Source organism: Desulfosoma profundi (genome assembly GCF_055387865.1).
Map to the genome: position 1 here is coordinate 3,399,941 of NZ_AP042420.1, position 26,003 is coordinate 3,425,943.

Annotated in this window: 21 protein-coding genes, 3 pseudogenes and 1 riboswitch; of the genes and pseudogenes, 12 read left to right on the forward strand and 12 right to left on the reverse strand. The window is 56.8% G+C overall.

Going from position 1 to position 26,003, the window contains the following annotated elements; genetic code table 11:
• The first annotated feature begins 3 nt into the window (after window positions 1–3).
• From ACZ5K9_RS14735 to ACZ5K9_RS14755, 5 genes are all read left to right on the forward strand, one after another.
• The gene (locus ACZ5K9_RS14735) at window positions 4–708 is read left to right on the forward strand and encodes a cytochrome c biogenesis CcdA family protein (protein ID WP_464272083.1); all 705 of its coding nucleotides are present in this window, start codon (window positions 4–6) and stop codon (window positions 706–708) included.
• Window positions 709–916: 208 nt separating this feature from the next.
• A complete protein-coding gene (locus tag ACZ5K9_RS14740; protein ID WP_464273984.1) occupies window positions 917–1,354 on the forward strand; it encodes a TolC family protein in 438 nt (145 codons plus the stop codon).
• Between the two features lie 5 nt (window positions 1,355–1,359).
• Entirely contained in the window at window positions 1,360–2,139 is a 780-nt protein-coding gene (locus tag ACZ5K9_RS14745) for a TolC family protein (RefSeq protein ID WP_464272084.1), read from the forward strand.
• 94 nt (window positions 2,140–2,233) lie between these two features.
• A complete protein-coding gene (locus tag ACZ5K9_RS14750; RefSeq protein WP_464272085.1) occupies window positions 2,234–3,442 on the forward strand; it encodes an efflux RND transporter periplasmic adaptor subunit in 1,209 nt (402 codons plus the stop codon).
• Window positions 3,439–4,968 carry an efflux RND transporter permease subunit gene (locus ACZ5K9_RS14755; RefSeq protein ID WP_464272086.1) on the forward strand — a complete coding sequence of 510 codons (1,530 nt, stop codon included), beginning with the start codon at window positions 3,439–3,441 and terminating at the stop codon, window positions 4,966–4,968. Before ACZ5K9_RS14750 ends, ACZ5K9_RS14755 begins: the two co-directional genes overlap by 4 nt.
• On the opposite strand, the gene ACZ5K9_RS14760 is transcribed toward ACZ5K9_RS14755, so the two are convergent.
• Window positions 4,965–6,364, reverse strand: a protein-coding gene (locus ACZ5K9_RS14760) for an IS3 family transposase (protein WP_464271224.1) whose coding sequence is annotated in 2 segments (ribosomal slippage) — window positions 4,965–6,013 and window positions 6,013–6,364 — 1,401 coding nt in all. Because the reading frame shifts where the segments join, the coding sequence is not laid out codon by codon here. The genes ACZ5K9_RS14755 and ACZ5K9_RS14760 overlap by 4 nt on opposite strands.
• Window positions 6,365–6,558: 194 nt before the next feature.
• On the opposite strand from ACZ5K9_RS14760, the pseudogene ACZ5K9_RS14765 reads away from it, so the two are divergent.
• The 3 genes and pseudogenes from ACZ5K9_RS14765 to ACZ5K9_RS14775 all read left to right on the forward strand — a co-directional run bounded on the left by ACZ5K9_RS14765 (window position 6,559) and on the right by ACZ5K9_RS14775 (window position 9,732).
• A pseudogene (locus ACZ5K9_RS14765) lies at window positions 6,559–8,154 on the forward strand (efflux RND transporter permease subunit).
• A gap of 18 nt (window positions 8,155–8,172) precedes the next feature.
• Entirely contained in the window at window positions 8,173–8,325 is a 153-nt protein-coding gene (locus ACZ5K9_RS14770; RefSeq protein ID WP_464272087.1) for a hypothetical protein, read from the forward strand.
• An 18-nt stretch (window positions 8,326–8,343) separates the two neighbouring features.
• Window positions 8,344–9,732, forward strand: a complete 1,389-nt coding sequence (locus ACZ5K9_RS14775) for a heterodisulfide reductase-related iron-sulfur binding cluster (protein ID WP_464272088.1) — start codon at window positions 8,344–8,346, stop codon at window positions 9,730–9,732.
• A 66-nt stretch (window positions 9,733–9,798) separates the two neighbouring features.
• Here the strand turns inward: ACZ5K9_RS14775 and ACZ5K9_RS14780 are convergent.
• The 3 genes and pseudogenes from ACZ5K9_RS14780 to ACZ5K9_RS14790 form a co-directional block, all read right to left on the reverse strand.
• Window positions 9,799–10,534, reverse strand: a pseudogene (locus ACZ5K9_RS14780) (ABC transporter permease).
• On the reverse strand, window positions 10,531–11,517 hold the full coding sequence (locus ACZ5K9_RS14785; protein WP_464272089.1) for an ABC transporter ATP-binding protein: 987 nt from the start codon (window positions 11,515–11,517) through the stop codon (window positions 10,531–10,533). Before ACZ5K9_RS14785 ends, ACZ5K9_RS14780 begins: the two are co-directional and overlap by 4 nt.
• Before the next feature lie 19 nt (window positions 11,518–11,536).
• Entirely contained in the window at window positions 11,537–12,346 is an 810-nt protein-coding gene (locus ACZ5K9_RS14790; protein ID WP_464272090.1) for an alpha/beta hydrolase, read from the reverse strand.
• 33 nt (window positions 12,347–12,379) lie between these two features.
• Between ACZ5K9_RS14790 and ACZ5K9_RS14795 the strand changes: the two genes are divergently transcribed.
• Complete coding sequence (locus ACZ5K9_RS14795; protein ID WP_464273985.1) at window positions 12,380–13,090, forward strand: DUF3108 domain-containing protein; 711 nt, start codon at window positions 12,380–12,382, stop codon at window positions 13,088–13,090.
• Here the strand turns inward: ACZ5K9_RS14795 and ACZ5K9_RS14800 are convergent.
• A complete protein-coding gene (locus tag ACZ5K9_RS14800; protein WP_464272091.1) occupies window positions 13,087–13,533 on the reverse strand; it encodes an acyl-CoA thioesterase in 447 nt (148 codons plus the stop codon). The genes ACZ5K9_RS14795 and ACZ5K9_RS14800 overlap by 4 nt on opposite strands.
• 142 nt (window positions 13,534–13,675) lie before the next feature.
• Between ACZ5K9_RS14800 and ACZ5K9_RS14805 the strand changes: the two genes are divergently transcribed.
• Window positions 13,676–14,140: an SRPBCC family protein gene (locus ACZ5K9_RS14805; RefSeq protein WP_464272092.1), complete on the forward strand. Its 465-nt coding sequence runs from the start codon at window positions 13,676–13,678 to the stop codon at window positions 14,138–14,140.
• Window positions 14,141–14,245: 105 nt separating this feature from the next.
• On the opposite strand, the gene ACZ5K9_RS14810 is transcribed toward ACZ5K9_RS14805, so the two are convergent.
• The 5 genes and pseudogenes from ACZ5K9_RS14810 to ACZ5K9_RS14830 all read right to left on the reverse strand — a co-directional run bounded on the left by ACZ5K9_RS14810 (window position 14,246) and on the right by ACZ5K9_RS14830 (window position 20,868).
• Window positions 14,246–15,154, reverse strand: coding sequence for an NAD(P)/FAD-dependent oxidoreductase (locus ACZ5K9_RS14810; protein ID WP_464272093.1), 909 nt, complete (start codon window positions 15,152–15,154; stop codon window positions 14,246–14,248).
• 128 nt (window positions 15,155–15,282) lie between these two features.
• Window positions 15,283–15,936, reverse strand: a complete 654-nt coding sequence (locus tag ACZ5K9_RS14815) for a lactate utilization protein (protein ID WP_464272094.1) — start codon at window positions 15,934–15,936, stop codon at window positions 15,283–15,285.
• 334 nt (window positions 15,937–16,270) lie between these two features.
• A pseudogene (locus tag ACZ5K9_RS14820) lies at window positions 16,271–17,443 on the reverse strand (cation:proton antiporter); the annotation flags it as partial.
• A 29-nt stretch (window positions 17,444–17,472) separates the two neighbouring features.
• A complete protein-coding gene (locus tag ACZ5K9_RS14825; protein WP_464272095.1) occupies window positions 17,473–19,251 on the reverse strand; it encodes a dynamin family protein in 1,779 nt (592 codons plus the stop codon).
• 135 nt (window positions 19,252–19,386) lie between these two features.
• Window positions 19,387–19,460, reverse strand: a riboswitch (Fluoride riboswitch).
• Between the two features lie 448 nt (window positions 19,461–19,908).
• Entirely contained in the window at window positions 19,909–20,868 is a 960-nt protein-coding gene (locus ACZ5K9_RS14830; RefSeq protein WP_464272096.1) for a sulfite exporter TauE/SafE family protein, read from the reverse strand.
• A 397-nt stretch (window positions 20,869–21,265) separates the two neighbouring features.
• Here ACZ5K9_RS14830 and ACZ5K9_RS14835 point away from each other — a divergent pair, with 397 nt between their 5' ends.
• Both ACZ5K9_RS14835 and ACZ5K9_RS14840 read left to right on the forward strand, forming a co-directional pair.
• Window positions 21,266–22,369 (forward strand): TOBE domain-containing protein, encoded by a 1,104-nt coding sequence (locus ACZ5K9_RS14835; RefSeq protein ID WP_464272097.1) that lies wholly within the window; start codon window positions 21,266–21,268, stop codon window positions 22,367–22,369.
• Window positions 22,370–22,476: 107 nt separating this feature from the next.
• The gene (locus tag ACZ5K9_RS14840) at window positions 22,477–24,327 is read left to right on the forward strand and encodes a hypothetical protein (RefSeq protein ID WP_464272098.1); all 1,851 of its coding nucleotides are present in this window, start codon (window positions 22,477–22,479) and stop codon (window positions 24,325–24,327) included.
• A 137-nt stretch (window positions 24,328–24,464) separates the two neighbouring features.
• On the opposite strand, the gene ACZ5K9_RS14845 is transcribed toward ACZ5K9_RS14840, so the two are convergent.
• Both ACZ5K9_RS14845 and ACZ5K9_RS14850 read right to left on the reverse strand, forming a co-directional pair.
• On the reverse strand, window positions 24,465–24,812 hold the full coding sequence (locus ACZ5K9_RS14845; protein ID WP_464272099.1) for a DUF4405 domain-containing protein: 348 nt from the start codon (window positions 24,810–24,812) through the stop codon (window positions 24,465–24,467).
• Between the two features lie 70 nt (window positions 24,813–24,882).
• A complete protein-coding gene (locus ACZ5K9_RS14850) occupies window positions 24,883–26,001 on the reverse strand; it encodes a metallophosphoesterase (protein WP_464272100.1) in 1,119 nt (372 codons plus the stop codon).
• Window positions 26,002–26,003: the final 2 nt, after the last annotated feature.

Consider the following 26,003-nt stretch of genomic DNA (forward strand, 5'->3'; position numbering starts at 1 on the left):
TTCGTGCTGGATTTTTTTCTGCTGGTCAACCAGTGGATGAGCGAACCTGGAACTGCGGGGATTGCGGCGTGCTTTCTGTGGGGGATGGTGTCGGTTGTCCTCAGTCCCTGTCATATGGCTTCCATTCCACTGGTCGTGATCTATGTGGCCGGACAACATCGTGTTCTGGCTCATAGGGAAGCGGCCCGCTACGCCGTCACCTTCACACTGGGATTGTTCCTCACCATTGCCGCCGTAGGAATCGTCTGTTCTCTTTTGGGACGCATGTTGGGGGATGTGAGCCCCTATTGGACCATTCTTGTGGGGGTGATTCTTCTGTGGCTGGCTCTGGACATGGTGGGGGTGCCGGTGTGCTCGTTTCCCGGAGCCAATCTGGCCTGGCTGCGGGTGCGCGGCCTGTGGGGACCTTTTGTCTTGGGCTTGGCCTATGGAATCCTGTCGGGATCGTGCACTTTTGGGTTCATCGCGCCCATATTGGCGATGATCACCGTCCAGGAAAAGGTGCTCACCGGTATCGTCGCCATCCTTTTTTTCGGCGTCGGGCACTGTGTTCCTATCGCCGTGGCTGGAAGTTTCACGGCCCTGGTTCGAAAAGGCATGGCCAACGCCGACTTTCAACAAGGAAGTCTGTGGATGCGCAAAGCCGCCGGAGTGGCGATCGGTCTTTTGGGTGTCTATTTCCTTGTCCGGCCCTTCTTTTTCGCCTGAGGGCCGAGACGACGGCGAAGGCAGCGTGAAGATGTTCGGCCTGCCGGCGTGCGTGAAGATGGGTCCAGGACGAAGGAAGGCCCTTGCGGTCTTTGGTATCTGGGCCGTGCTGCCGGCTGTTGTGGCATGTGGACTTTCCTCAACAGAAGATACTCAGATCTACACGCTGCACGAGTGCATTCGCATTGCCTAGAAGAGAAATCCCGACATCCAAGGGCAACGTTTCGGTCATGAGGCGGCACAACAAGACAAGATCAAGGCTCGCGCAGCCTATTTTCCTTCGCTGGACGCCCAAGGCACCTACACGCGATACGGTGAACCGCAACGGGTTGTACCTGCCCACGCCAACAACGATCCCGGGGTTTTCGACCGCGATCTCGTGGACGTGGCCTTCATCGGGCGCCTTGGTCTCTTTGAAGGAGGGCGCCGCCGGGTCGCCATGCGCGCCGCCGGGGTGAACGCCGATCGGTCTTTGTGGGACCTGACGGCGACCACCCAAGACGTCATAATCAATGTCGCCTCCGTGTTTTACAAAATCCTTCAGTTGGACCAGGTCATTCGTGCCGCCGAAGGGTCTTTGGAAGCCCTTCGCGCGCATGAACAGCTGGTTCGCATCAGTTGGACGTGGGACGAGCCGCGCCTGTAGACCTCATGAAGGTTCAAGTGCGTGGGTCCAGCCTGACACAGAAGCTTTCCTCGCTCCGAGCCAACCGTGAAGTCGTGCTGGCTTTTTTGGAAAGACTCATGGGCGTGCGTGTGGAGGAGCGTCCCTCCATAAACATAAACCTTTCGGGCACTCTGGAAGAACCGTCGGTTCCGCTCATGGAAGTGAGTCAGGCTTTTCAGGAAGCCATGGACAATCGTCCGGAAATCAAAGCAGCGAAAGCCGCCGTCAGGCTTGCTTTTGAAAGTATTCAGGCGGCACGGGCCGACCATTGGCCGCAGCTTTCCGCGTTTGGGCGCTACGGTGTGCGCAGTGCCGTGGGTGATGAGGTGGACCACCCTTCCCAAGGATTGTCCCACGAGGACACGTGGGCAGCGGGGTTTCAGTCGGATGTTCCCTTGTTCCGAGCCGAAGCGGTTCAAGCCGGGGTCCGACAAGCCACGTTGGGTTATCACAGGACCTACGAACAGTTTCGCGCCACAGAACTGGCCGTTCGCCAGGAGGTGGAGCAGGCCTTGACGACTCTCAAGGATGCTGTGGAACGAATTGAGGTGACCAAGGCGGCCATCGGCGCGGCGCAAGAGACCATGCGCATCGAGCAAGAAAAATACGCGGCGGGGAAAAATAGCATCAATGACGTGTTGGATGCTCAGGCTGCCTTGTTGGAAGCTCAAACGGAATACTCCCAGGCGCTCACCGATGGGCAGATCGCCGTGCTGCAATGCGACCGCGCCATGGGGCGCGATCTCGCGAAAAGTTTTCAGTAGCGGCGGGACTTTCCCAGGCCTTTGCACCACCGGGAGTCTCCACAGCTTCATGCCAATCCAGGACGGGCACGAAAAAATATGGAGAGGGAAGGGGATGGGTAAAACGAACTGGGCGCGGCGGTGGGCAGTGTTGGCGGCGATGATGATTGTCGTGGTCGGTTTGGGGCTCGCTGTTCATCAGGCCAGAAAAAGGCTCGCCTCGGCACCCGTGTGGCGGGAACGGCCCGTTCCTGTAGAAACCGATCGAGTGCGTCACGAAACGCTGGCCGAAACTCTCCGTTACCTGGCACGCCTGGAGCCTGCCGTGCAGGCAGCCGTTTCACCGCGCTTGACCGCCGAGGTGAAGGAAGTTTTGGTCCGCGAAGGTGACCGCGCCGCTCGAGGCGATCTCATGATTCTTCTGGACGATCGGGACTTGAAAGCTGAAGTGGAGACGCTCACGGCCAAAATGGAGGCCCTTCAGGGAAAACTCAAAGCGGTGATGGCTCTGGAGTCCTCGGCCCGCAAAGATGCGGAATACGCCCGTGAGGAATTCCAAAGAGATGAGGCGCTCTTCCGGAAAAAGGGCATCAGTGCATCCGCATTGGACAGCTCGCGCAACCGTTTGGACGCCGCGCTGGGCCGTCTTCAATCCCTGGAAGCCGAAGTGCGCAGTGCCCAGCGTGAGATCAAAGCCGCGGAAGCTCAGCTCCAGGAAGCCAAAACCCGGTTTTCGTACACGCGTGTGGAAGCACCGTTCGACGGCGTCGTCCGCCGCCGGCTGGTGGATCCTGGAGATCTGGCCAAAGCCGGAGTGCCGCTTTTGGAAATCATGGATTGTTCTGAAGCCAAGCTGGCTTTGGACGCCGTGCAGGAAGATGTTCCTCTTTTGCGGCCCGGCCAAAAGCTTCGTGTTCACTGGCCGGAAGGCTACGGCGCTTTGCCCGGGGAGATTCGCATCAGCCGGATCTTTCCGGCTCTGGAGACGGCCAAATCAGTACGGGTGGAAGCGGTGTTTCCCTGGACTTGCGAGGCCCCATTGCGCCCCGGATCCTTTGTGGCCGTTGAGGCGCTCATCCGAGAGGAGACAGGCCTGAGCGTCTCTCAAAGGGCCCTTGTGCCTGAAAGCGGTGGAAAGTTCTTCGTCTATGTGGTGGCCGAGGGACGTTTGACGAAGGTTCCGGTCGAGGTGGTTTTGGCCGCGGGGGAAAAAGTTTTGGTGCAGGGAGCCGTGTCCGAAGGGCTGGCCGTCGCCGTGGGCGAATATCTTCATTGGGTGCGTTGGCATGAGGGACTTCCGGTGACCACGGAGGAACGCTCATGAATCCCCATGCCTGGGCGATGAAAAATCCCTGGGCCGTTCTGGTAGGGGTCCTCGTGGTGACGGTCATGGGGCTGCGGGCCTTCTTCACCATGCCGGTGGAGTCTTTCCCGGACACCAACCCGCCGCAGGCGGCGGTCATCATCGTGCAGCCGGGAGCGGCGGCGGTCGATGTGGATCGGCGCATCACGAAAGTGGTGGAAAAGGAATTATCCTCCTTATCGGGCCTGACCAAATTGTCGTCCACGTCCCGGGACGAAGTGGCTTCCATCAATGTCCAATTCGGCTATGAGAAACCCATCGGGGAAGCCGTCACGGACATTCAGAACGCGTTAAGCCGCATTCGAGCGGATCTTCCGGAGGATATTTTAGAACCTCGCATTTCCAGAATCACGAATGCCACGCGGCCCGTGATCACCCTGGCGGTGCGGCCCAAACCCGATTGGCATTTGTCCCTCGCCGAGGTGCGTTTCCTTGTGGACAACGACATCAAAGATGAACTCCTGCGTCTGCCAAATGTGGCGGATGTGGATACTTTTGGCGGCCACAAACTCCAGGTGAATGTGTGGTTGGATCGAGACCGCCTGGAGGCTTACGGGCTGACGCCCCAGGAGGTCATGACGGCCGTGCAGGAATACAATATCACGGCCCCGGCCGGATTCATGGAGGATGCCGACTCGGAAAGCCTGGTCAAAACTGTGGGCGAGTTTCGCGACCTCGGGGATGTGGAAAACACTGTGGTCAAGCAAAGCCGCGACGCCTACGTGCGCCTCAAAGATGTGGCCCGCGTCGAACTGGGCATTGAGGACCCGCGTAGCCTTTATCATGGTAACGGCAAGGAGGCCGTCGGCGTCAATGTGCTTCGGCCCGAAGGCGGCAACGTCACGGGGGCCATTCGAGCGGTTAAAGAAGCTTTACCGGCCCTGCAGGCAAAGTATCCCCAGTTGGAATTTGAAGTCACGAACGACCAAGAGCCGCTCATTCAGCAAAACACCAGCGGCATGCGTTCTTCCCTCTACATGTCCATCGGGCTCACTGTGGTCATCATTTTTCTTTTTCTTGCGGACCTGCGGACATCGGCCATCGCCCTTGTGAGCATCCCTTTGTCTTTTATCTTTTCCCTGTTCCTTCTGGGACTCACAGGCCACACGCTGAACGTGGTCACCCTCTCCGGTTTGATCATCGCCACGGGCATGGTGGTGGACGCCAAGGTAGTCGTGGTGGAAAACATTCATCGACACCAGCAGACGTGTCCCCATGACCCGCGGCGGTGTGTGGAAGGGGCTGTAGGAGAAATTCTCTTGTCCATCACAGCGGGATTGCTCACCACGGTGGTCATGCTGGTGCCGATCATGTTTGCGGGGGGCTACGTTCAACAAGTGTTGCGGCAATTCACCGCGACGCTCTGCTACGCTTTGGTCGGGTCTTTGCTGGTGGCTGTCTTTGTCGTTCCTCCTGTCGCCTCAAAACTTATCGCACCTCCTTCGGAATGTGTCAATGAAAATGAGACACCTCCGGTAAAATGTTAGACTCTTACAGCGTCGCTTGAAGGCTTGTTGATCCAGGCGGCAGTCGGCAATGCTGGAGGCCTGGGTATCTTGCCTTTGAAACGGCTAGGATTGGCCTCGAATGCTTGCTTGAGAACCTGTTGACGATGCTCCACGATCTGAGGCGCCAACCCGTAATGGAACTGCTCCGGTGTGACCAGCCCGAGACCCGAGTGGCGATGTTCTCGATTGTACCAATTGAAAAAATTCCGGCAAAAGGAGCGGGCATCCTCGGTGGAACCGAAACGTCCTGGAAATTGCGGACAGTACTTGAGGGTCTTGAACTGGGCTTCCGAATAGGGATTGTCATTGCTCACATGAGGCCGGCTATGGGTTTTGGTGACCCCCAAGTCCGATAGCAATTGGCCAACACACTTCGAGGTCATGGAGGATCCCCGATCCGCATGAACTGTAAGTTGGCCGTGAACAATACCCTGCTTTTTGCAGGTCTCCTCAATGAGCCTCTTTGCCAGGGCCGCACTTTCCCGGTGGGCAACCATCCATCCCACCACGTAGCGGCTAAAGATGTCCATGATCACGTAAAGGTAAAAATAGGTCCACTTGACGGGGCCCAATAACTTTGTAATGTCCCACGACCAAACCTCGTTGGCGCGGGTGGCGAGCAACTCGGGCTTTTCGTAAGCGGGGCGCTGCACCTGCCGGCGACGCTCCTTGACGCTTCCATGTTCGTCTTTCAGAATGCGATACATCGTGCGCACCGAGCAATGATACGTCCCCTCATCAAGCAGGCACGCAAAGATCTGGCGAGGGGCAGCATCCTGAAATCTCTCGCAGTGGAGTAGGTCTATCACCGTTTGCCTCTCCTGATCCGAAAGAGCCAACGGCGGAGCCGGACGATTTACCTGGGCTCTGGTGGGTTTCAGTCTACGATAGAAGGTTGCTCGGGCAATGCCCAAAGCATCACAGGCCTGGACGGTTCCCACCTCGGTTCGCAATTGGACCGCCGCTTTCATAAGTTGCTCTCGTCGCTTTCGTGATTGGGTTGGGGAATCCCCATGAGGTCTGAGATTTTTTTTTGAACCTCAATGATCGTCTGCGCCTTTTTGATCTGGTCTCTGAGGCGCTGATTTTCCCGCTCCAATTGGGCTACACGTTTTGCAAGATGGTGGTCCGGGTTCGCTTTTCGCCCCCGTTTTCGGGGAGACAATGCTTTGAGCTGCCCCTCATCTCGTTGTCTGCGCCACGTGGTCAAATTCGATGAATAAAGGCCTTCCCGGCGGAGAAGGGCGCCGATCTGCCCAGGCAATGTGCAGGCATCGGCTTCCTCGAGGATGCGCAACTTATAAGCAGCCGTGAATTTGCGGCGACGTTTTTTTTCCATGACCTCCGGATCCGGTGCGTTGAGATTGGTCGCCATGAGGGCAACTCCAGACGCCCTACTGGCCCCTTCCGTTACCCCCATTCCTACCCCCGTTTGCCGATTCTGAACTGATGTCATCTGATCCTGTCTCCTACCCGCCCAACTCAAATTTAACAAGGGGTAGGTGACTCACCTTCATTGGCACAGAGGGTTCCACGAGGACTCGACATTCCCGAAACTTTGTCGAACGCATGGCGGTGCCTTTCAATCGCGTCGTGGAAAAACTTGGAACTTTTTATGTCGCCATGGTCCGAAAGGTTTTGCGCCATCGACGCTTGTCCTCGGGATTGGCCGTGGCTGCCTTCGTGTGCACCATGGCCCTCGTCCAGCCCCTCATCGGCCGCGATCTCATGCCGCCCATGGACGCGGGCTTTGTCAACGTGCTCTTTGAGTTGCCGCCCTCGGCATCGGTGCGCCGCGTGGAAGAGGTGCTGACAACCGTGGAATCTGTCATTCACCAAGAGCCCAGCGTGCGCATGATGTCCTCCATCGTGGGCTCGGAACCCGGCGAGGTCTCCTTCGGCGCCGGCTCCCAGACAGCCCAAAAGGTAAGTATCATCGTCACCTTGACCACTCGGGAGCAGAGCGATCGAAGCATCTGGGCGATTCAGAATGAGTGGCGGGAGAGGATCGCGAAAATTCGGGGGATCCGATCCCTGCAGATCTAAGAGTACGGGGCGACGGTCATGAGCACATCGCGGGCCCCGGTGGATCTTGTGATCATGGCGGGCTGGCATTCGTCGGTGTTGTGGAGCAGCGCAGTGCAGCTGCGGAGGAAACTGGAAGGGATACCCGGCCTGTCCGACGTAGTGCCCGCGTGGTGGCCGGACGAGGAAGAGGTGCGCGTGGAGGTGGATTCCCACGTGGCGCGGGTGTATGGGACCACACCGGCCAACGTGGCCCGGTGGATTCGCACGGCCGTGGGCGGCATGCCCGTCTCCGGGCTTCGGCTGCGTGGATTTCTCGATGTGCCCATCCGGGTTGCCTACGAGGACCGGTGGGTCGACAGCCCCATGAAGCTGGAGGGCCTTCCCATTCCCACGGCACTCGGGCCTGTGCCCCTGCGCACTCTCGCCCTTGTGCGGGAAGAAACGACACAAACCCTGATCACCCGCGTGGATTTGGCCCACACCCTCGACATCACGGCTTTTAACGTCGGACGTCCGCTAAGCCATGTGCTGGCACGGATCAAAAATGTTGTGGCAAGCACGCCGCTCCCAGGGGATGTGAAAGTGAAAATGAGCGGCACGGCGGCGGACATGCAGGAAAGCATGGAGCGGGTCATGCGGGCCCTCATGCTCGGTGTGGCCCTCCTTGTGGCCCTCCTGATCGGCACCTTTCGGTCCTTTATCCTCCCGTTTCCCCTCCTTGTGGCCATTCCCCTCGCCGTGATCGGATCCATGTGGGGACTCCTCATTTTTGCCAAACCCATGTGCATGCCCGCCATGATGGGCATGGTGCTTTTGGCCGGTGTGGTGATCAACAATTCGATCTTTCTTATTGATTTTATCGGCCAAGGAAGAGCGCAACGGATGGAGCGGGAGCAGGCCGTCGAAGAAGCGGTGAGGGTACGGCTGCGCCCCGTTCTCATGACCACGGTTTCCACCTTCGTGGGAATGCTGCCCATGATTCTGGAAACGGCCGTGGGACTGGAGCGCATGTCCCCCTTAGCCACGGCGGCAGGCTTCGGGCTCGTTGTGGGAACAGTCATGACCCTTGTGATCACGCCTGGGATGTACAGCCTGCTCGATGACGCCGCCCAACGGGTTAAGCAATCGTGGGGATGATAAGAAAGGACATGGACAATGCCTGTCTTGACCGTCACAGCAGAAGAATACATCGCCATGAAAGGGATTGTCCTGGACGGCGATAAGGATGAGGCGCTGCGGCTCCTCAAAGTTTTTCTCAAGAGGATGGAGGCGGAAGAAAGAAAAGCCCTCAAGTCGCACCTGGATTGAAACGAGAGGTTGGTTTTCATGGGCTCTTTTAATGACCCTGCGGCAAAGACACCTCAAGACGCCATGCGGCGATTCTTCAATGGGTGCACAGACTGCGACATCTGCCGGTTTCTCATGGACGAAAGTTGTCTGCTGTTTCCCGAGATTTATCGTCTCTACGACGAGAGCCGAAAGAAAACAGTGCCGCCTGACCCCCAGGCTCTGCAGAATCTTACGGATCGGTGCACCCTGTGCGGCTTGTGTCCGTGCCCGGACGTTCGCGCCAATGTGATTCAGGGCAAGGCGGATCGAACACGTGTTCAAGGTTTGGAGCCCGGAGCTCGCGTGCTTTCGGACCTCCAAACCTTTGCCCGTCTTGGCGGCAAAGCGCCTCGACTGGCCAACGCCCTGTTGTCCTTTCCCATAGTGCGCCGCCTTGTGGCAAAGATCTTTCAGCTGCATTCCCAAAGGACGCTGCCCCGCCTGGCCCATGAAGGTTTTTTTGCCTGGGCGGCCCGAGAAGGTCTTCACCGAAAAGGTTCAGCCTCAGGAGCCACGGTGCGCATCGCCTATTTTACAGGGTGCACAGCGGCCTACCTCTTCCCGGAGGTGGCCCAAGCCGTGGTTCGGGTGTTTCGCTCCATGGGTGCGCAGATTTACGTGCCTCCCCAACAGTGCTGCGGCATGCCGACCGTTGTGGAAGGGGACATGCCTCGAAGCCTGGAGCGTATTCAGGCGAATCTGCATACACTGCTCGATGCGGTGGACGAGGGTTTTCATGTGGTGTGCTCGTGTCCCACGTGCGGGTATTTTATGCGGAAACTTTTAAGGGAAAACGCATGCTTGACGACCGGGTGCGTCCAAACGACAAATCTCGAGGACGAAACGGTCCGCACCTCCGCGGGAACAGCAACACCTTCGGCCCCATCCAAAGGGGCGACGGCGCCTCATTATGGAGCCAGCTCTCTCGCCGACGACGCTTTTCCAAGCGTAAGCATTTCAAAACGCCTTCGGCTCTCTGAGCATCTTTGGGACGTGGGCGAGTATCTGCTCCGCCTGAGGGAGGAAAAGCGATGGAATCCCCGGTGGCGCCCCCTGACAGGCCGATGGGTCTATTACGCCCCATGCCATCAAAGAGAGCAAGGCATCGGCACCCCGTACTTGAGTCTGCTGCAGGAAATTCCGGGCCTGGACCTCACGCCGGTAGGAAGCAGCGTCGATTGCTGCGGCATGGGAGGAAGCCTGGGATATAAAAAGGACTTTCACGACAAATCCCTGCAGCTTGGGACTTCCCTTGTGGAGAAAATCAAAAGGCAAGCCCCCGAAGCCATTGTCACCGATTGCCTGAGCTGCCGTCTCCAATTTGCGTATATTTTCGACATCCCCGTCCATCACCCGGTCGAGGTGTTGGCTTATGCCCTTTCATGAAAGCGATGAACACAGGTTTGTCATGGCGCATCCGGTATCCTGACGGACTTTTCTTATCGGTTTCGGCTAGAGAATCCATCGCCTTTTGATGTTCCACAGGCACCCTCCAAAGAGCACGAGACAAAACAGACCAAGCAGGCCTAGATCCACGGGGACGGGGAGCACACCCTGTCCGCCCATGGCGCTGTGCAGCACATCGGCCCCGTAGGTCAGCGGCAAAGCGTAAGCTACCGGACGCAGCAACGCGGGAAGGCGTTCGATGGGAAAGAACAGCCCGCATAGAAAGATCATGGGAAAGCGAAAAAAATTGGAGAAGGTCTGGGCCTCAAAAACTTCGCTGACCGCCACGGCGATAAAAAGTCCCAGAAAGGTGGAAGCCATGGCGATCAGAACCACCGCCGCTCCAAAGGGTAGCCACCGCACGTGAGTCAAGCTGGTAAAAAAAGCGGCGAGGGTCACGGGGACGCAAGCGTTCGCCACGCCGAAGAGAATGGCACCGCTTGTTTTTGCAAGCATGAGATATGTCAGGGGAATAGGAGCCAGAAGGAGTCGTTCGAAGGACCGGTTTTTTCTCGAAGGTGACTGTGACCGCCAGCATGGAGGTCGTCCCGAAAAGAATGGACACCGCGACGACACCGGGAAGAATCCGACCCAGCTCATGCCACCCCTCGCCCGATTTGATGAAAAACATGGTGGTCCATGCCAGGGGGAAAATCATTCCCCAGCTGATAGTGGGGGGCTTGAGATAATAGGTGCGCATGTCTTTGAGCAGAATGTTCCAGAATGCGATGGCCGTGGTCATGCGACGTTCCCTCCTTGCGCTTTCTCCTTTTCCTTTTTCAAGGTCTCGGCGGCCAAACCTGTCACCTGGACGAACACGTCTTCTAAAGACGGTCTGACGAGCCTCGCTTCCACAACTTCCACGCCATGGTCTTCAATGGCTCGCACCAGCGGTCCCACGCGAATGGGCTGCGAGGCTTCCAAACGCAGGATCCCTCCATTTTCTACGGAAAGCTTCACCTGGGGGAACATGACCGTCAATTCCCCGAGGAGTCCGACAGGAAGTTCCTGAGCGCAGGTCATGTGCACGACATGATGGTCCTTCAGGGGCTGGAGCAGATTGGCGACAGAATCTGTGCGCACGATTCGACCGTGGACAAGAAAGGCGATGCGCTGGCAGAGCCGTTCTGCTTCTTCGATGTAATGGGTCGTGAGAAAAATGGTCGTTCCGGCTTCATGGAGTCGGTCTACGAGCTGACGGACGTGCCGTGCGCTGACCACATCGATCCCCGTGGTGGGTTCGTCTAGGAACAGGATGGGGGGACGATGAATGATGCCTGCCGCCAATGTGAGCTTTCTTTTCATCCCCTTGGAATATCCAGAAAACTTTCTGTGGGCGGCCTCGGTGAGGCCAAAGGCCTCTAGGAGTTCCTCGGCGCGCCGCTCCCTTTCGCGTCGGGGCATTCCGTAGAGCGCCCCGCAGAAACACAAGTTCTGAAAGCCGGTCAATTCAGGGTACAGGTTGCTCTCGTCGGGGACGACACCGATGAGATGCTGAGCCGTTTTGGGGTTCCGGGTGCAGTCCGTTCCGGCGATGAAGATGGTTCCGGCATCCGGCCGGGCCAGACCTGTGAGCATGTTGATGGTGGTGGTTTTTCCGGCGCCGTTGGGCCCAAGGAGTCCAAAAATTTCTCCCTCGGCCACATGGAAAGAAACGCCCGCCACGGCTTCCACGGAACCAAAGCGCTTACGAAGTCCTTCCACCTGGATCACGGGTGTGGTCATGAGAGGCCTCTCAGGATTCTCAGATCACTCGGTTTTCCTTGAGAAAATTCCTCATGGTTTCAAAGAAGTCTTCCCAGTTCGGGGGGCAGTCATTATGATCGGCATGGTAAGAAACGAATCGGCCGCGACGGGCGGCCGTGGCGAGGGCCCGACCGTGGGCGTAGGGGACCACGGAATCGTGCGTTCCGTGCACGATGAGCACAGGGCCCGAATAAGCGGAAACGACGGATTCGTTGTCAAAGGGGTCACGGATAAGAAAGCTTGGAGCCAGGTACCTGCGGGCAAAGGGACGCAGGCTGGTGAAGGTGGACATAAGGATGAGCGCCGCCGAGGACCTGCGGGACGCCAGGGCGCAAACGGCACCGCCGCCGATGGACCGGCCGAAGAGGACAATTTTGGACGGGTCCACGTCGGGCCTCTGTACGACGAGGTCATAGGCGGCGCAAAAAGTTTGCGTGATATTTTTTTGGCTTGGCTGCCCCGTGGATCGGCCGTATCCAGGGTACTCCACGAGAAGAACGTGAAACCCTCGGCGATTCAAGCCTTGAAAAGTCAAGGGCCAGATGTCGATGAGTTCGCCGTTGCCGTGTGCGAAGATTACCAGCGGTTTCGGGCCGTCCTCAGGGGGGGCCCCGCGGAGGAACCAGCCCTCAACCTTGGCCCCAGGAATCTCAAACCATAGCCGCTCCATGGGCTGCGGGGGTGGGGAAAACTCGGGGGTGCCGACGAAGAGCGTGGGGAAAATAAGATGGCGTTGCAGGACAAACAGAAGTGTACAATAAGCCCCGTAAACACATGCCCCAGTGAGCACAAATCGGATTATCGACACGGCTTACTCCTCCTGGGCGCGGCTCTCCTCGTGATGTGGGGAACGCAGCCTGAAACGGCCGCGGCAAAGACTGTGGATTCCCCAGCGTCACGCTCGCTTTCTCAATATCATATCCTGTGGAACGGCGTACCCGCCGGAAAAGCTTGTCTCGAGTTTGCCACCTTGGGGGACCAGCATCTGGTGTTGCTGAAAGGGGAGACGGACGTGATCTTTAAAGCCGTCTACCCCATGAAGATTGTCGCCGAGTCCCGTCTCCTCTCTGAAGGCGCAGTCCCCCTTCAATACCAGGAAAAAACCCAGGAAGGTCGGAAAAAAGAGAAGACAGAACGCCTCCTTTTCGCCACAAATGGAGACACCGTGGATGTTTTCAAAAACGGAAAGTTCCGCAGAACACTTCTTGTCTCGCCCGGCACCATGGATCCCCTCGGGGGCCTCTACCGCTTCCTTGGAGCCGCCACCCGGGGTCCGGCGTCGCACCTTATGAGAATTACCGACGGCACGCGGGTTTTCGAGGTTCGCATGATCCCTGCAGAGCGGCAGACCATGGAGACGCCTTTGGGCACAAAAGCCGCCCAGGAATGGCGCGCCACTATCCAAGTGATTTCCGGAAAGCCGCATCCTCTCGAAAAATCCACTCTCCGTGTGTGGACGCTGGAAGATACGCCCGCCATACTGTTGAAAGCTCATGTGAAGCTGCCCTATGGAGAGTTTTCCACTTTCCTCCAGGGAGTTCCCGAATCCTAGGGTGTGGACGAGGCGCTGCGCTTCTCAAGTTGGAGGATATAGCGGCGCACGGCGTCCGGGAGAGGGGCTTTCCGTTGGTTGCGGTAATCATAGGAAACGATCACCGCCTCCCCTTCAGCGGCAGTCCTTTTGTGGCGATGGCTGACGATACGGTAGTGCATGACAAACCGATCCACATCCAGCTCGGGGACGCGCGCGCCGACGGAAATCGTGTCCGGGTAAGTCAAGGGATATCGGAAGCGGCACTGCGTGGAGGCAAGGATCGGTCCAATGCCTGTTTCTTCCATGATTTTGAGGTAGTTCATTTTGAGGAAATACGCGATTCGAGCCGTCTCCATGTACCGAAAATAAACCACATTGTTCACGTGCTGAAAGGCATCCATTTCACCCCAAACCACAGGCAGTTCGATGACCACGGGAAATTCCAAGAGCAGTTCCTCCATTCGCATCGCCTCCCGTCATGGTCGTGCGTCTTGTTTTCTTTCAGCGGCATCCCCCGTGCGGAAGCTTTTATCGGATCCACATCTCAACCTCAAGCCCCGAGGCTCCAATCGTCACCGTGACCTGAGGAGAACGAACAGGAACATGAAGATCCGGTCTTTTGAGACGCAGCTTTTGATCCGCCAACCGATTCACTGTGTGTTTCCTTTTTTCGCCGATGCTGCCAACCTGGAACTCATCACGCCGCCTGCGCTGCATTTCCGCATCCTCACTCCTCAGCCGATCCCCATGAAAGCGGGGACGCTGATTGACTACCGATTGCGACTTTTCGGGATTCCCTTTGGCTGGAAAACCCGAATTACCGTTTGGAACCCTCCCTATCGTTTTGTCGATGAGCAGATTGAAGGGCCATACCGCCTTTGGGTTCATACTCATGAATTCCATTCCAGCCCGGACGGCGTATGGATGCTCGATCGGGTGGTTTGGGCTCTTCCACTGTATCCTTTGGGAGAATGGGCGGCGCCCGTTATCGAGGCCCTTATCCGGTGGATTTTTCGATACCGGGCTCGATCTCTGATGAAGCTGATGGATGCCTGTTGGGTTCGTTGAAAGCGAGAAGGCATGCCCGAAGGGGACAAACGGGTGAGCCGTTCCCGGAGGAATTGGGAAATTCTCCTCGACCCGCGGCGAGTCCGGTGTGCTTACGGGAAGGACTCAGGACACGCGCATTCGGCGGGCATAGGCGGCCGCTTCGAGTCCTGCCACACAGCCTTCGCCCACGGCCTTGGCCATCTGCCACGGGGGGCCGCAGATGTCGCCCGCGGCGTACACGCCGGGAACGTTGGTCTCCTGTTTCTTGTTGGTCACAATATACTGAAAATTTTCCGGATCCAATGCCACATTTAACGCCGTGGCCAGTTCGAGGGCGCCCTTGGCTCCCAATTCGATAAAGACGCCGTGCACCGACAAAAGTGTTCCGTCATCCAAAGTCACGCCCGTCACGGCGTCGTTTCCTTCGATGCGCAGGACTTTTCGGCCCTCGTGGATGTGAACGGGACTTTCACGAAGCCTTTCGGCCAAGGGGGCGGCGACCCGGAACTCTTCGCAGACAAGATGGACTTCAGAGGCGGTGAAAAGCAAAGTCAGGGCACCCGAGACCGCCGCGCTCTCGCAGCCGACCACGGCGACCGGGACATTTCGGAAAAAGTTGGCGTCGCATTCCACACAGTAACTGACCCCTTTTCCCAACAATTCCTTTTCTCCGGGCACCCCGAGCTTGTTTCTCGAAATCCCCATGGCCAGGACCAGAGCCCGAGCTTCCAGGATCTTTCCGGATTCGAGTGTGAGCAGAAACGTATCCCCCTGTTTCTCAACGTGAAGCACATCCTCGTCGTAGAAAGCGGCCCCGAAGCGTCCAGCCTGAAGGCGACCCTGCATCAAAAGCTCTTCCCCCGTGGCATGAGGAAGGCAACAGAAGTTTTCGATGTGGGCCCGATAAACGCTGCTCTTGGCCGGCTTGCCCACAACAACCGTCTTCACTTTCCTGCGGGCCGCGTGAATGGCTGCTTGCAGCCCGGCCGGACCGGCGCCGATGATCACCACATCTGCCTTTTCGGGTTCCATGGGGAATCCTTAGATCTCCTCGTGGGCGGTACTCTCCCTTGGACCGCCGCCGTTCTTTGGACCTGATCCGCCTTGGTGTTCTGGAATACGGGGATTGGTCACCAATGACCCATCCTGAAATCTATTGATCATATCCCGCAGTCCTGATTGATCAACACCACATGAATTCTCCCCTTCGGGAAGCTCTTTTCGATGACAGTCCAGTAATTGCAGATGCGTTCAGGACTCGAACAATCTTGGCAGACCGCGGTCTGGGTGCACGGGGTCTTTTTGTCCAAGCGCATGGCATTCACGGGGGCAGCATATTCCTTGACCCGATAAAATGCGCTTTCCAAATCCGGCACAATTTTATTTCTGCCAGTGAGGAGAACCACTGCCCGTGGTCCAAACATCATGGCCGCCACCCGGTTGCCGATCATGTCAAGGTTAACCAGTTGTCCCTCTTCGGTCACGGCATTCGTTCCCGTAAAAAACAAATCCACGTGAAGCGCCCGGCGCCGCCTTTCCACCATCTCTTCGAGAGGAAGACCTTTTTCATAAGTGTCGACGATATCTATCCCCGGTTGGCTTTTTAAAGCCTCATAGAGTCCGGAAGCGACAAAAGTCATGGAACCGCCCCAGGACACAGATTTCGGACGGCATGTCGGCAGGATCTTTTCCAGCACCAGGCGGCGGGCGCCCTCCAAGCTATCCACCACATCTACGGCGAAATTGTTCTTCTCCAGATGTTCCTTCACGCGTTGGAGCCGCAGTTGCCAGAAATGCTCCAAGGGTTTTTCCATTCCCAGTCCTCCTTTCATCGAGCGATCACCAGTCGTAGAGCACTTCCCAGTGTTCCTGGAAAGACGGGTCGATTTGACTGTAACGGTGCGTCATGGTTTTTCCGGTACCAGGACCCTTGGCGCTGCTTTCTTTCCAGAAGCGGATGACGATGGCCGGCATTTTCCCATCGGGAAAAACGCCTTGCATGTGTGCGGGAACGGGGACCCACGTTTCTTTTTCTTCGATAATTTTCCAAACGGTGCCGTAACGTTTGCTCCGCACCCGCTCCCCAACGCGCGGGAGATCCAACTTGGCGCGCAGGGATTTAAATCGATAGGGACTCAGGTCGCCCTTATCCAAGCACTTGTCGCCAATGAGCATAATGCCGATGGCGCCAAGAGGTGCCGTCAAGATGATGGATAAAACGGCCACGGCCAGAATCACCTCACCCGAAGCGACTCCGGCGGCCATGGGGACGGCGCCGATGGCGGCTTGCACGGTGGCCTTGGGAATGTAGGAGACGACGCAAAAAATCTTCTCTTTCCAATTGAGCGGTGTGCCGTACAAGGACACCCAAGTGCCGACGCTTCGAAAGAGAAGACCCACAAAGATGACCGCCGTCCCTGCCAATCCTGCCTTCCAGGCCACATGAATGTTGACCTGAGCTCCGACCAGGACAAACAGCAGGAGCTCCGCAAAGACCCACAGTTTCTTGAGCTTTTGAGAGATTAAATGGGCAATGGGTTCGGCCTTTTCCAGGATCACGAACCCGATGGCCATGACACCGAGCAGGCTGGCCACAGGAACCCAGTGTTCCACGGCCGATTCCAGCCACGTCAAGACGATGGAAACCCCTAAGACCATCAGAGTTCTTTTGGGAGGTTTCCAATCATAGACGGTGAACAGTTTGTAGAGTAAATACCCGGGGATCGCCCCCACAAGGATGCCCAAGGCGATGGAGATGGGAATTTCAGCGAGCTTTGCCCAGATGTTGACCTCTTTTCCACCATACATGCCGAGGAAAATGGTGAAAAGGACGATGACAAAGACATCGTCGACCGAGGAGGCGCCGAGAATGAGTGTGGGCACCCCTTTTTGGGTTCCCAGCCCGCGGTCCATATAATCGATCATGAGAGGCACGACGACGGCGGGGGAGACGGCTCCGAGGATCGCGCCCAGAATGGCGGCTTCCAGCAGACTTATGCCTAACCATTTCGGGGCGACCAACATGACGCCGAGGATTTCAAAGATGGCCGGAATGGCACTCATGGTCAATGCCGCCCGGCCGACTCGGTTCAATGTATCCCGATGGAGTTCAAAGCCGGCCCGAAGGAGGATGACGATAAGGGCGATCTTTCGAAAATCCGCCGAAACTTGCATCATCTCAGGGCGCATGAGGCCTAAGACATAAGGTCCGACAAGGATACCGACGAGAAGCATGCCCACAAGACCCGGCAACTTGAGTTTTTTGAAGAGATAGTCTGCGGCGAGACCTAGAACGATGATGAGCGCCAAACTGATTGCCATGCCAATCGCTCCACCCGTGCAAGGCTCCCTCAGTTGATGCTGACTTCCCGGGCGATTTGTGCCAAGGTCTCTTTGACGGTTACTATGCCTTGCATCTCCTCGGTGAGCAAGGCCTTCTTCTTGTCTCGTTCGGCTGCCCCCACCTTTTGCATGGCCAAGGCTTGCTCGAGAGCCGCTTGTATGCCCTGCGCCGTTTCGTCAATTTTTGCGTTCAAATTCCAGCGAAAAGAAAGGAAACTCTCCTGAAGCCGCCGCATGAAATCGGAACGTACTCGCCCGCAGTTGGCGTCGATGCGTTCCGGGAGCTTTTTCAAAAGGTCGCTGAGCACTTTTTTCTGGGAAAAACTTTTGGGCATCAGTTTTCGAGAAAAGAAATCCACGGCACCGGCGATGTCGAAAAACCGAGGGGGATCGCCGAGAAGGTAATAGAAGCGGCTGTCCGCCCGGAGGGATTCATCCGTATGGATGGTTTCGAAAGCGATGTCGAAAAGTTTGGCCGACGCCTGCATCAGGCGCTCAATGACTTGATTCGTCCGATCCGAATATTGGCGGGACACTCGGGCGAATTCCTCGTTGAGCGCTTTTTCTTGTTGCACAATCCAATCGTCGAAGGTGTGCACAATGCCTTCGTTGAGAACGCTTTCCATTTTTTCCACGTACTGGGACACGGGAAGGTGCTGATGCTTCTCTCCCTCCCGGCGCAACTGGTCGACGAGTTCCGGCAGATGGTCCTTTTGGAGCCTTTTCAATTCCCGGTCCAACCAATCCATGATCCGCTTGATTTCCGCTTCGAAGTAGTATCCGTTTTCTTCTCGATCTTTTTGGATTTTCCGGAGTTCTTGATGAAACAGGGAAATCTTTTGCTCCAGATCCTGGAGGGGCATCTCGATGGCTTTCTGCTCCAGTTGTACGGAAAACTCCACGTCGCTGAGGATTTTTCGTGCCGATTGCACGGCGGACTGCAGCAGCACCCGTCCCTTTTCTTGGGTGAGGAAATGCGTGAGGACTTCTTCGAGTTGGGGAAAGAAGCTCTGGGTGATTTTCTCGGGATCCCCCTTGAGGCGTCCTTCCAAGGCGAGCTTGGCGGACAAGGGCAAAATGCGGATTTCCCCGTCCCCGATGACCTCTTTCAGAACGCTTCTTGAAAATTCCAAGGATTCTTCCCGGTCTTCGGGATCCACATGGTCGATTTTATTTTGGACGAAAAAGATCTTTGTCACGTACTGGCGGACGTCCCGCAAGAAAGCAAGCTCCGACTGGCTGATGGGTGGATCCACGGTAAACAAAAACAGCGCCGCATCCACCTTGGGCAAAAAATCATACGTGGCTTGGGTGTTGGACTCGAAGATGGACCCCACCCCCGGAGTGTCGATGAGGTGGACACCCCCCCGGAGGGTTTCGGCCGGATAGGCAATCTCCACGCGATCCACACCTTTGGCGTTTTCCGGGTTGCCCCTTTCGGTCACATAGTCGGCAAGGGCGCGACGTGGGATGATTTGTGTGCGCCCGTCTTTGAATCGCACACAAATTTCTTCCTCAGGACCATAGCGGATCATGGTGACGATAGAGGTCAGGGGGACGACGGCTGTGGGTAGGATATTGTCTTTAAGAATCGCATTGACCAGTGTGCTCTTGCCCCTTTTGAACTCTCCCAGCACAACCAAGTAAAAGGCGCTCTGACGGATTTTTTCCGCCAGTTCATCGACCCGGCTTGCGACCCCCTCTTCCACACCGTCCCTTTTCAGGTGACGCATGTCTTCTAACACTTTCAGGAGTCGGGCTTGAGTTTGTCTATAACGCTCGAGCATGGTTCAACCCTCCAAAAGGATGGATCAACAAAAAACCCCACCCGCCGAACGGGTGGGGTTTTTACCCACGCTCTGTCTACCTCAAAACCCCACCCCAGGCTGGGAGGGCGGCCGCCTCAATGCGACGACCCCAACCCCCATGGAGAAGTCATCATCCCCATACCTTGCGGGAAGGGGCGGTTCAGGCAGACTTCATTGCCTATACTCAAATGTTGCTTACTTTTTAGGGCGAAAATTACCCCGTTGTCAATGGCCTGTGCTTTTTTGGTCCAGAGCCCGCGGCGCGGCTGATTCTCCGGTGTGGTCAGATCTCTTGAGGGAGAGGACGTCCCGATGGCCCGCGGCGCCGCCTCAATCGCCCTGGACGGAGATGTCCACCATGAGATCGCCTTTGGTCCGGCACCGGATTTCCCCCCATGGATGAGACCTGTGTTGGGCATCCGCGGCTGGTGAAGGCGGCCCCGGCCTTCTCATGGTTTCGGGACCTCCCCCTGAGGTCGCTGCGCCACCGGATTGCACCCTGATCCAATGGATCGCACCGACTCAGCCCAGGCCCGGGGGCCTGCCCCTGCGGGATCGTTGCCCGAGGCTGGTATCGATTCCACATCATGACCCCCAAACCACATCCCGATGGCGGGGATCGCACGGTCAGGGATTTTATTGAAAAAAGCTTATAACATACTTCCCGGCGGTAAAAACGATGATTCCGGCAAGCATCCATTTGATGGCCTTTGCCGGGACGTACTTTTGACATCGGGCACCGAGATACATTCCGGCCATACCTCCAAAGCCGAAAAGCACACCGAGGAGCCAGTCGGGAGCCACAGACATCGTGGGGTAAAAAGGAGCCAGGGCCTGATAAAAGGCGACCCCTGCCACGGAGGTGACAAAAGTGCCCATGAGGGCCGCTCCGGCCACCGTATACACCGGGAGCTTATAAAAAGTGACGAAAAACGGAGCAATAATCGCCCCTCCACCGATGCCGTAGATGCCGCCCACGATGCCGACAGCGAAAGCCAGCATAAAAATGCCCCAGAACGGCACGTCATAGGACTCTTCATAAAAAACGTAACCCAGCCTCTTGAGGTTGAAGTGGGTCACTCTGACGGAAGGCAGTGTGCGGGCTGCCTCTCCATGGCCATGGGCCGCCGATGCCCGATGGCGGCGCACCATCTCCTGAAACCGCTTTTCTGCATCGGCTTTGGCCGTTCCGCCGGTGTTCTTTTTCAGGAGATCTTGCAGCATCCTCAAACCGATGTAGAGGAGAACGCCGCCCGCAAAAAGCTTAAAATTTTTGGGATTGGGAAGATAGGCGATCCGCACGACCGCCCCGATGAGCACACCCGGCAGGGTGCCGATGACGACGACCCATGTGAGCGGCCACACCATGCGTCCTTCTTTCCAGTATCGATAGACCCCACTGGGGATGGCCACAATGTTGAACAACTGATTCGTGGCGCTCACCGAGGGATGGGTGTAGCCGAGGACGGACATCTGGAAAGGCAGCAAGAGAAAGGCTCCGGAAACGCCCCCCATGGAAGTGAAAAAGGAAATCCCAAAAGCGACCAGCGGCGGAATCCAGGGAGCCACCTCAATTCCCGCGGTGGGAAAAAGCATCGGGTCACCTCCTTGTGCCTCGGGTTGTCACACCCCAAACTGACACGAAAATGCATTTTTTCGTGTCAACTTAGTGCCGTCACCCCCCGGGCGTCAAGGGCAAGATGGCCCACTCCGGCAGACACTGGAGACTTCTCTTCCATTTATGATACATAGCTCGGCTGACGGCCGTGACGGCCCACGGAGAAAACAGCGCCGCCACAGTTGTCGGGGTGTCCAGCGACTTTTCAGCGGCGTTCCCCCACGTGGCGGCCCCACGAAAAGCCGCCGGTCTCGCGGCTTCCGGACGGCGTCGACGAAATGGATGCCGGCGGCATCTGAAGTTTTTCGGCAGGGAGTGTGACTCGCTGTGGATGGTTGCCTAGGTTGACCACAGCACACGATCCTGGATGACATTATGGGTTCGAAGCGCCACAGAACCACTCGATCTGTGCCCACAGCGACGGCCGCGATGCCCGACGCCCGATTCGAACGCAACGGCTGTTTGGATACCGAAGGACTGCGACGCATGGAAGACTCCTTCCGAGAATGGGTCAATGAATCTCCCGTGCATCGGCCCGCTCGGCTCAGAATTTTCCTCATCTTCCTCCTCATTCGGTATACAGGAGCCAAGCTCAATGAAGTCCTTCGACTGAACCCTTACCGCGACATCGACTGGGATGACCACTGCGTTGTTTTCCGAGCCGTCGACGACAGGGAAGAAAGCAGCCGAGCCGTGGACGTTTCGCGCCATGGCCTTCAACAAATCCGAGCCGTCGTGGAAGATCCCCAGTCCAGCACTGTTCTCCAAGGACAGCTCGGCCTCGATGCAGCCTTCGTGCGCCGAAAGTTTTACGAAAGAGCGGAAGCGTGCGGTTTTTCCAGGCGATTGGGGGGGCCGGAAATGATTCGAAAATCCCGCGCCGTGGAGCTTCTCAAAGGGCACATTCCCTTGCATGTCGTCCAGCGGGTGCTCGGTCAGGCCCCGTCCAGTGCCCCCCCGGCCTATGTGGCATTTACGGAGAGCGATATCCGGAAGGTCATGAAACTTTTCGTTGAGCGGGAATCCGTCGGCCAAACCAGTGCCCGCAACGCTTTTTACGGTCGGGTTGAGGCCGTGCTTCGGGGAGACATCCAGGCCGTGGTCCGACTCGTCACCATGGGCGGGTATAGGATCACCACGGTGATCACCACACACAGCCTGCAGCGCCTCGCCATCCAGGAAGGCAAGTTTATGGTCGCCGAAGTGAAATCGCCTTGGGTGATCCTTGTTCTGGGTTCTCAGGAACCTGCGATGAGCGCGGAGAACCAATTCCAGGGGACGATCCGACATATTTTGCGCGGGCAGGTGACGAGCGAAGTGACCGTCGAGCTTTCTGACGGAACCGAATTGTGCGCCCTCCTCTCTTCGGAGAGCGCCTCTCGGATGGCCATCAAGGAAGGGGATTCGGTGTGGGCCGTTTTTTCAGCCCATGCCGTGGTCCTCCACGGAAACGGTTCCGGACCATCCCCATGGTCGTAAAATAACCTGGGCGATTCATTCAGAAACCGTTTTTATTGGATAATCTCAATGCTCGCAAGAAAGTCCGTACGGGGGTGACGGGGGCGATGAGAATGAGTGGATGGATCATGAGGATCAAACGACGACAACCTGCTTTTCCGCTTCGCCATCTTTGGATCCGCCTGATCATCGGCATGGGACTTTTGGTTTCCCCAGTTGGTGGAGCGGCCCAGGAGACATCTATGGCGGCGGAGCCGCAGGTCCAATTGCAGGTTTTACAGTCTCTGAACCAAATTGCCGTGTCCCTGAGTCATATTCTCAGCTACAATGACAAAGTGGTCCTCGATCAAGAATACAACACCATCATCAACAACTTGAATCTCAACAAAATCCCGGATGCGGATATCATCAATTTACTCCAGGAACTTATGGACCTGCTTACCAGTTCCAAGATCCAAGAACATGAAAAAGCCTACCTCTCACGCAACTACGAGAAGAACGTGCAAACCGAACTCAAGAGAAGACTCCGAAAACGCATCCTCGAGACCGACGTGCTGCTCAACCCTTATATGGGCGTCCTCAACGCCATGCTCAATGTGGGGTCTTTTTATTTCAACTACCGTGACCGCATGGAAGAATACAGAAAGGAAAGGGAAGAGGCGGCTTGGAAAATTGAAGTCAGCACCCTCCAGGGGCTGAACAACTTTTACAAAAAGTTACTCAAGTATTCGTGGGAGCTGATGCGACGGTACCAGCTGCCCGACGAGTGGCGGCTGAACGAAAAGCAGCTGACCGATTACACGGCGGTGCTCAAAGAGTCTGACATCGGACGACGCTATCGAAAATTGGAGCGTCTGGAGAGTGCTTTTCAGAAGTTTCCCCCATACTGGTATTATCGAGGGCAATCCGCGTATGAGATGGGAGAGAAAAAAGAGGCACTGTATTGCTTTAGCCAGTTTCAGAGCATCCATCAGGGGATTTTGAGAAAGGATCCTTTCGCCGCTTCCACCGCCATGCACAAGGTTATGCTTACGGTCCAGGAAGCCTCACCCGCGGAGATCAAACGGGACCTGGAAGTGGTCTTGGCCAATTCCGACGATGAAGATTGGGGCAACATTCTTTTTGCGGCGTTACACTACGCGCGATTGGGAGATCGCGAGATGGCCGGTCGGCTCATTTTGCGAAACTTGGACAACGGCTACATGGGATTCATTGAGGACCCCGAAATGATGCGCATTCTCGGGCCGGCCCTGCTGGTCAATGCATCCAGTGATGTGTTTGACCGCATCATGGACGCCTTGTTGAAGAACGATCGGGTCAAAAACTACGATGTGCTATGGCTTTACGGCCAGCTCCGCAACCGGGACATTTTGAGAAGGATCCAGTCGGAATTCGACCAAGTGTTGCTCATTGCCGAGAACAAATCGAGGCTCAATCCCCTCAACGTGTTCCGGGGCGACAATCTCGCGCTTCTTCTCCCGACGCGCTGGATGGCTGACAATCTGACCGTGCACCTCCGACTCCTCGATGATGAGGGGGAGCGCAAATTCCAGCCGGCCGAGGTGGCTCCACTGCGCAATTACCCGGAAGTGACCATCCTGACTTTTAAAGATGTCCTGTCCACCCAAAAGTTCATCAAGAAACACCGCCAGGCCCGGATCGCCGTTTCCCTGGTCCGGGAGAAACTCGCCGAGGACAGAACCGCCCAAGAGACCTATCACATCGAAATGATTTTTTCGGTCACGGTCGTTTCCTCAGAGGAGCAACTCTCCAAGATTCTCCGATACACGGAATCCCTTTCTGCCGAACGAGGTCGCACCTTATCCACAATGGCGGAGAAGCTGCCCGAGGACCGGGGACAGCGAGAGATCGGGGACGCGAAAAAGGACGAAGAGGATCGGGCTTTGTGGTTTGCCAAAGAAAAGCTTCTCCTGAACGGCGAAAGCTTTCAGTGGAGCGATAAGGGCGTCATTTTTTAATGGGCCGTTGAAGGGATTCTTCCGCCAAGGTGCCGCCGAGCCTCCCATCGAGGCCGTAACCGAGGGAGAGCTCGGGGTGGGTCACTGGGCATGACCCGTTCACGCCACGGGATGCTTTCCGCTGCGCCCCGGTGTGTTCAGAACCGTGAAACGATCCAGCCGACAAAAAGAACAGGAATCCACATGGCGCTGAGCATCAGTAGGGCCTTTGTCCACTTGTCTTGGAAGTAACGTTTGGAAGACGCCACAACCCAGTTCCAGTTGAGCGCAAGGTGCAGCGCGATGAGCCCCACGAACAGGATTCCCAATGTGCCGTGGATGTCCGCCCACGTGTGGCGGGTCAGGCCGAGGAACGTCGGCGGGGATCCCATTGCGCGTCCCCCGGTGGCAATGACGAATTTGAGGAGCAATCCCACAACGACGAGGGCGGTCAGGTTCACGTAAAGCAAAGCCCCACTCAGATAGAGCCATCGGTTTTTGTCCACCTTGAAACCCTCCTCTTTGTCGGCTTTTTCTCAGGCCAGGCTTCCACTGGCCTGGACCGAACCCATCGGATTAGGGTTGGCGCACAATTTCCAGGACGGTGATTTCCGGCGGAGCCAGCAGGCGGATTGGAGGTCCCCATGTTCCTGTACCCCGGCTGGTGTGCAGCAAGGAGCCTCGATCCAGCTCATAGGTGCCGTTGTAGAAAGGATACATGAGCGCCACAAAAAGAGTAAAAGGAAAAATCTGACCTCGATGAGTGTGGCCGGAAAGTTGGATGTCAAAAAGACCGGTTGTTTCCGGACACACTTGCGGCCTGTGCTTGAGGTAGAGGGTAAACAGGCCGTTGGAAAAGTTTTTGAGGAGACGGGTTTCTATCTCCGGGCGGTCCTTCCAGGTATCATCCACGCCCACAATGTTAAGGGCGCCGGCGACTGTCGTGCCGTTGTCTTTCAGCAGCATAAAACCGGCTCGTCGGGTCCAATCCATGGCTCCGTGCAGGCCGACATAGTATTCGTGGTTTCCGACAATCGCCACCTTGCCCAGCGGAGGTTGTAATTTTTGGAACATGGGAAGCAGGGGTTCGAGTGAGTGAGGCGCCCCATCAACCAGGTCCCCTGTGGAGATGACCAGATCCGGATTGAGGGCTTGCAGGGCACGAAGGATCCTGTCTGCACGGGCTTCCCGCCCGTTCAGGCCCAAGTGGACGTCGGAAATTTGCGCCACGACGAGTCGCGGCAGATGAGGAGGGAGTTTGTTCGTCTCCACACGCAGACGTTCGATCTGGATATTTTGGGCTTCAAGCCCCCCGTACAAGGTCAGGACGGCGGCGACGACGACGACACTCACGGCGGCGGCTTTATCCGGAATGCGGGCGAGATGGGTAAGGTGATATCGGTGAAGAATCCCCAGGAAGCCGTTGGCCATGCCGATGAGCACCGAAGACCAGAAGGCCAGGAACAGAAAGCCCATCCACGGATAGCCCACATGCGCCACGAGACGCGCTTGTGTTTCCCACCCGAGGCGCTCCAGGAGGCGACACACCACTGGAGCCAAAACCATGAAGAAGAGGAAGACCACGAAGGCGGCCAGCCAACCTTTGCGATCTCCAAAAAGGGTGTGCACGCGGTACAGGAATACCGCGTGCATGGTGGTATAGACCGTGAGAAAGACGAGGAGGAACGTCCACATGG

Excerpts from the sequence above, each read along its gene's own strand:
- ACZ5K9_RS14745 (WP_464272084.1), top strand. The coding sequence starts at position 1,360 with ATGAAGGTTCAAGTGCGTGGGTCCAGCCTGACACAGAAGCTTTCCTCG.
- ACZ5K9_RS14750 (WP_464272085.1), top strand. The coding sequence starts at position 2,234 with ATGGGTAAAACGAACTGGGCGCGGCGGTGGGCAGTGTTGGCGGCGATG.
- ACZ5K9_RS14840 (WP_464272098.1), top strand. The coding sequence starts at position 22,477 with ATGAGGATCAAACGACGACAACCTGCTTTTCCGCTTCGCCATCTTTGG.
- ACZ5K9_RS14825 (WP_464272095.1), bottom strand. The coding sequence starts at position 19,251 with ATGCTCGAGCGTTATAGACAAACTCAAGCCCGACTCCTGAAAGTGTTA.
- ACZ5K9_RS14815 (WP_464272094.1), bottom strand. The coding sequence starts at position 15,936 with ATGGAAAAACCCTTGGAGCATTTCTGGCAACTGCGGCTCCAACGCGTG.
- ACZ5K9_RS14775 (WP_464272088.1), top strand. The coding sequence starts at position 8,344 with ATGGGCTCTTTTAATGACCCTGCGGCAAAGACACCTCAAGACGCCATG.
- ACZ5K9_RS14800 (WP_464272091.1), bottom strand. The coding sequence starts at position 13,533 with ATGGAGGAACTGCTCTTGGAATTTCCCGTGGTCATCGAACTGCCTGTG.
- ACZ5K9_RS14810 (WP_464272093.1), bottom strand. The coding sequence starts at position 15,154 with ATGGAACCCGAAAAGGCAGATGTGGTGATCATCGGCGCCGGTCCGGCC.
- ACZ5K9_RS14850 (WP_464272100.1), bottom strand. The coding sequence starts at position 26,001 with ATGTGGACGTTCCTCCTCGTCTTTCTCACGGTCTATACCACCATGCAC.
- ACZ5K9_RS14835 (WP_464272097.1), top strand. The coding sequence starts at position 21,266 with ATGGGTTCGAAGCGCCACAGAACCACTCGATCTGTGCCCACAGCGACG.
- ACZ5K9_RS14795 (WP_464273985.1), top strand. The coding sequence starts at position 12,380 with ATGTGGGGAACGCAGCCTGAAACGGCCGCGGCAAAGACTGTGGATTCC.
- ACZ5K9_RS14805 (WP_464272092.1), top strand. The coding sequence starts at position 13,676 with ATGAAGATCCGGTCTTTTGAGACGCAGCTTTTGATCCGCCAACCGATT.
- ACZ5K9_RS14785 (WP_464272089.1), bottom strand. The coding sequence starts at position 11,517 with ATGACCACACCCGTGATCCAGGTGGAAGGACTTCGTAAGCGCTTTGGT.
- ACZ5K9_RS14770 (WP_464272087.1), top strand. The coding sequence starts at position 8,173 with ATGCCTGTCTTGACCGTCACAGCAGAAGAATACATCGCCATGAAAGGG.
- ACZ5K9_RS14830 (WP_464272096.1), bottom strand. The coding sequence starts at position 20,868 with ATGCTTTTTCCCACCGCGGGAATTGAGGTGGCTCCCTGGATTCCGCCG.
- ACZ5K9_RS14755 (WP_464272086.1), top strand. The coding sequence starts at position 3,439 with ATGAATCCCCATGCCTGGGCGATGAAAAATCCCTGGGCCGTTCTGGTA.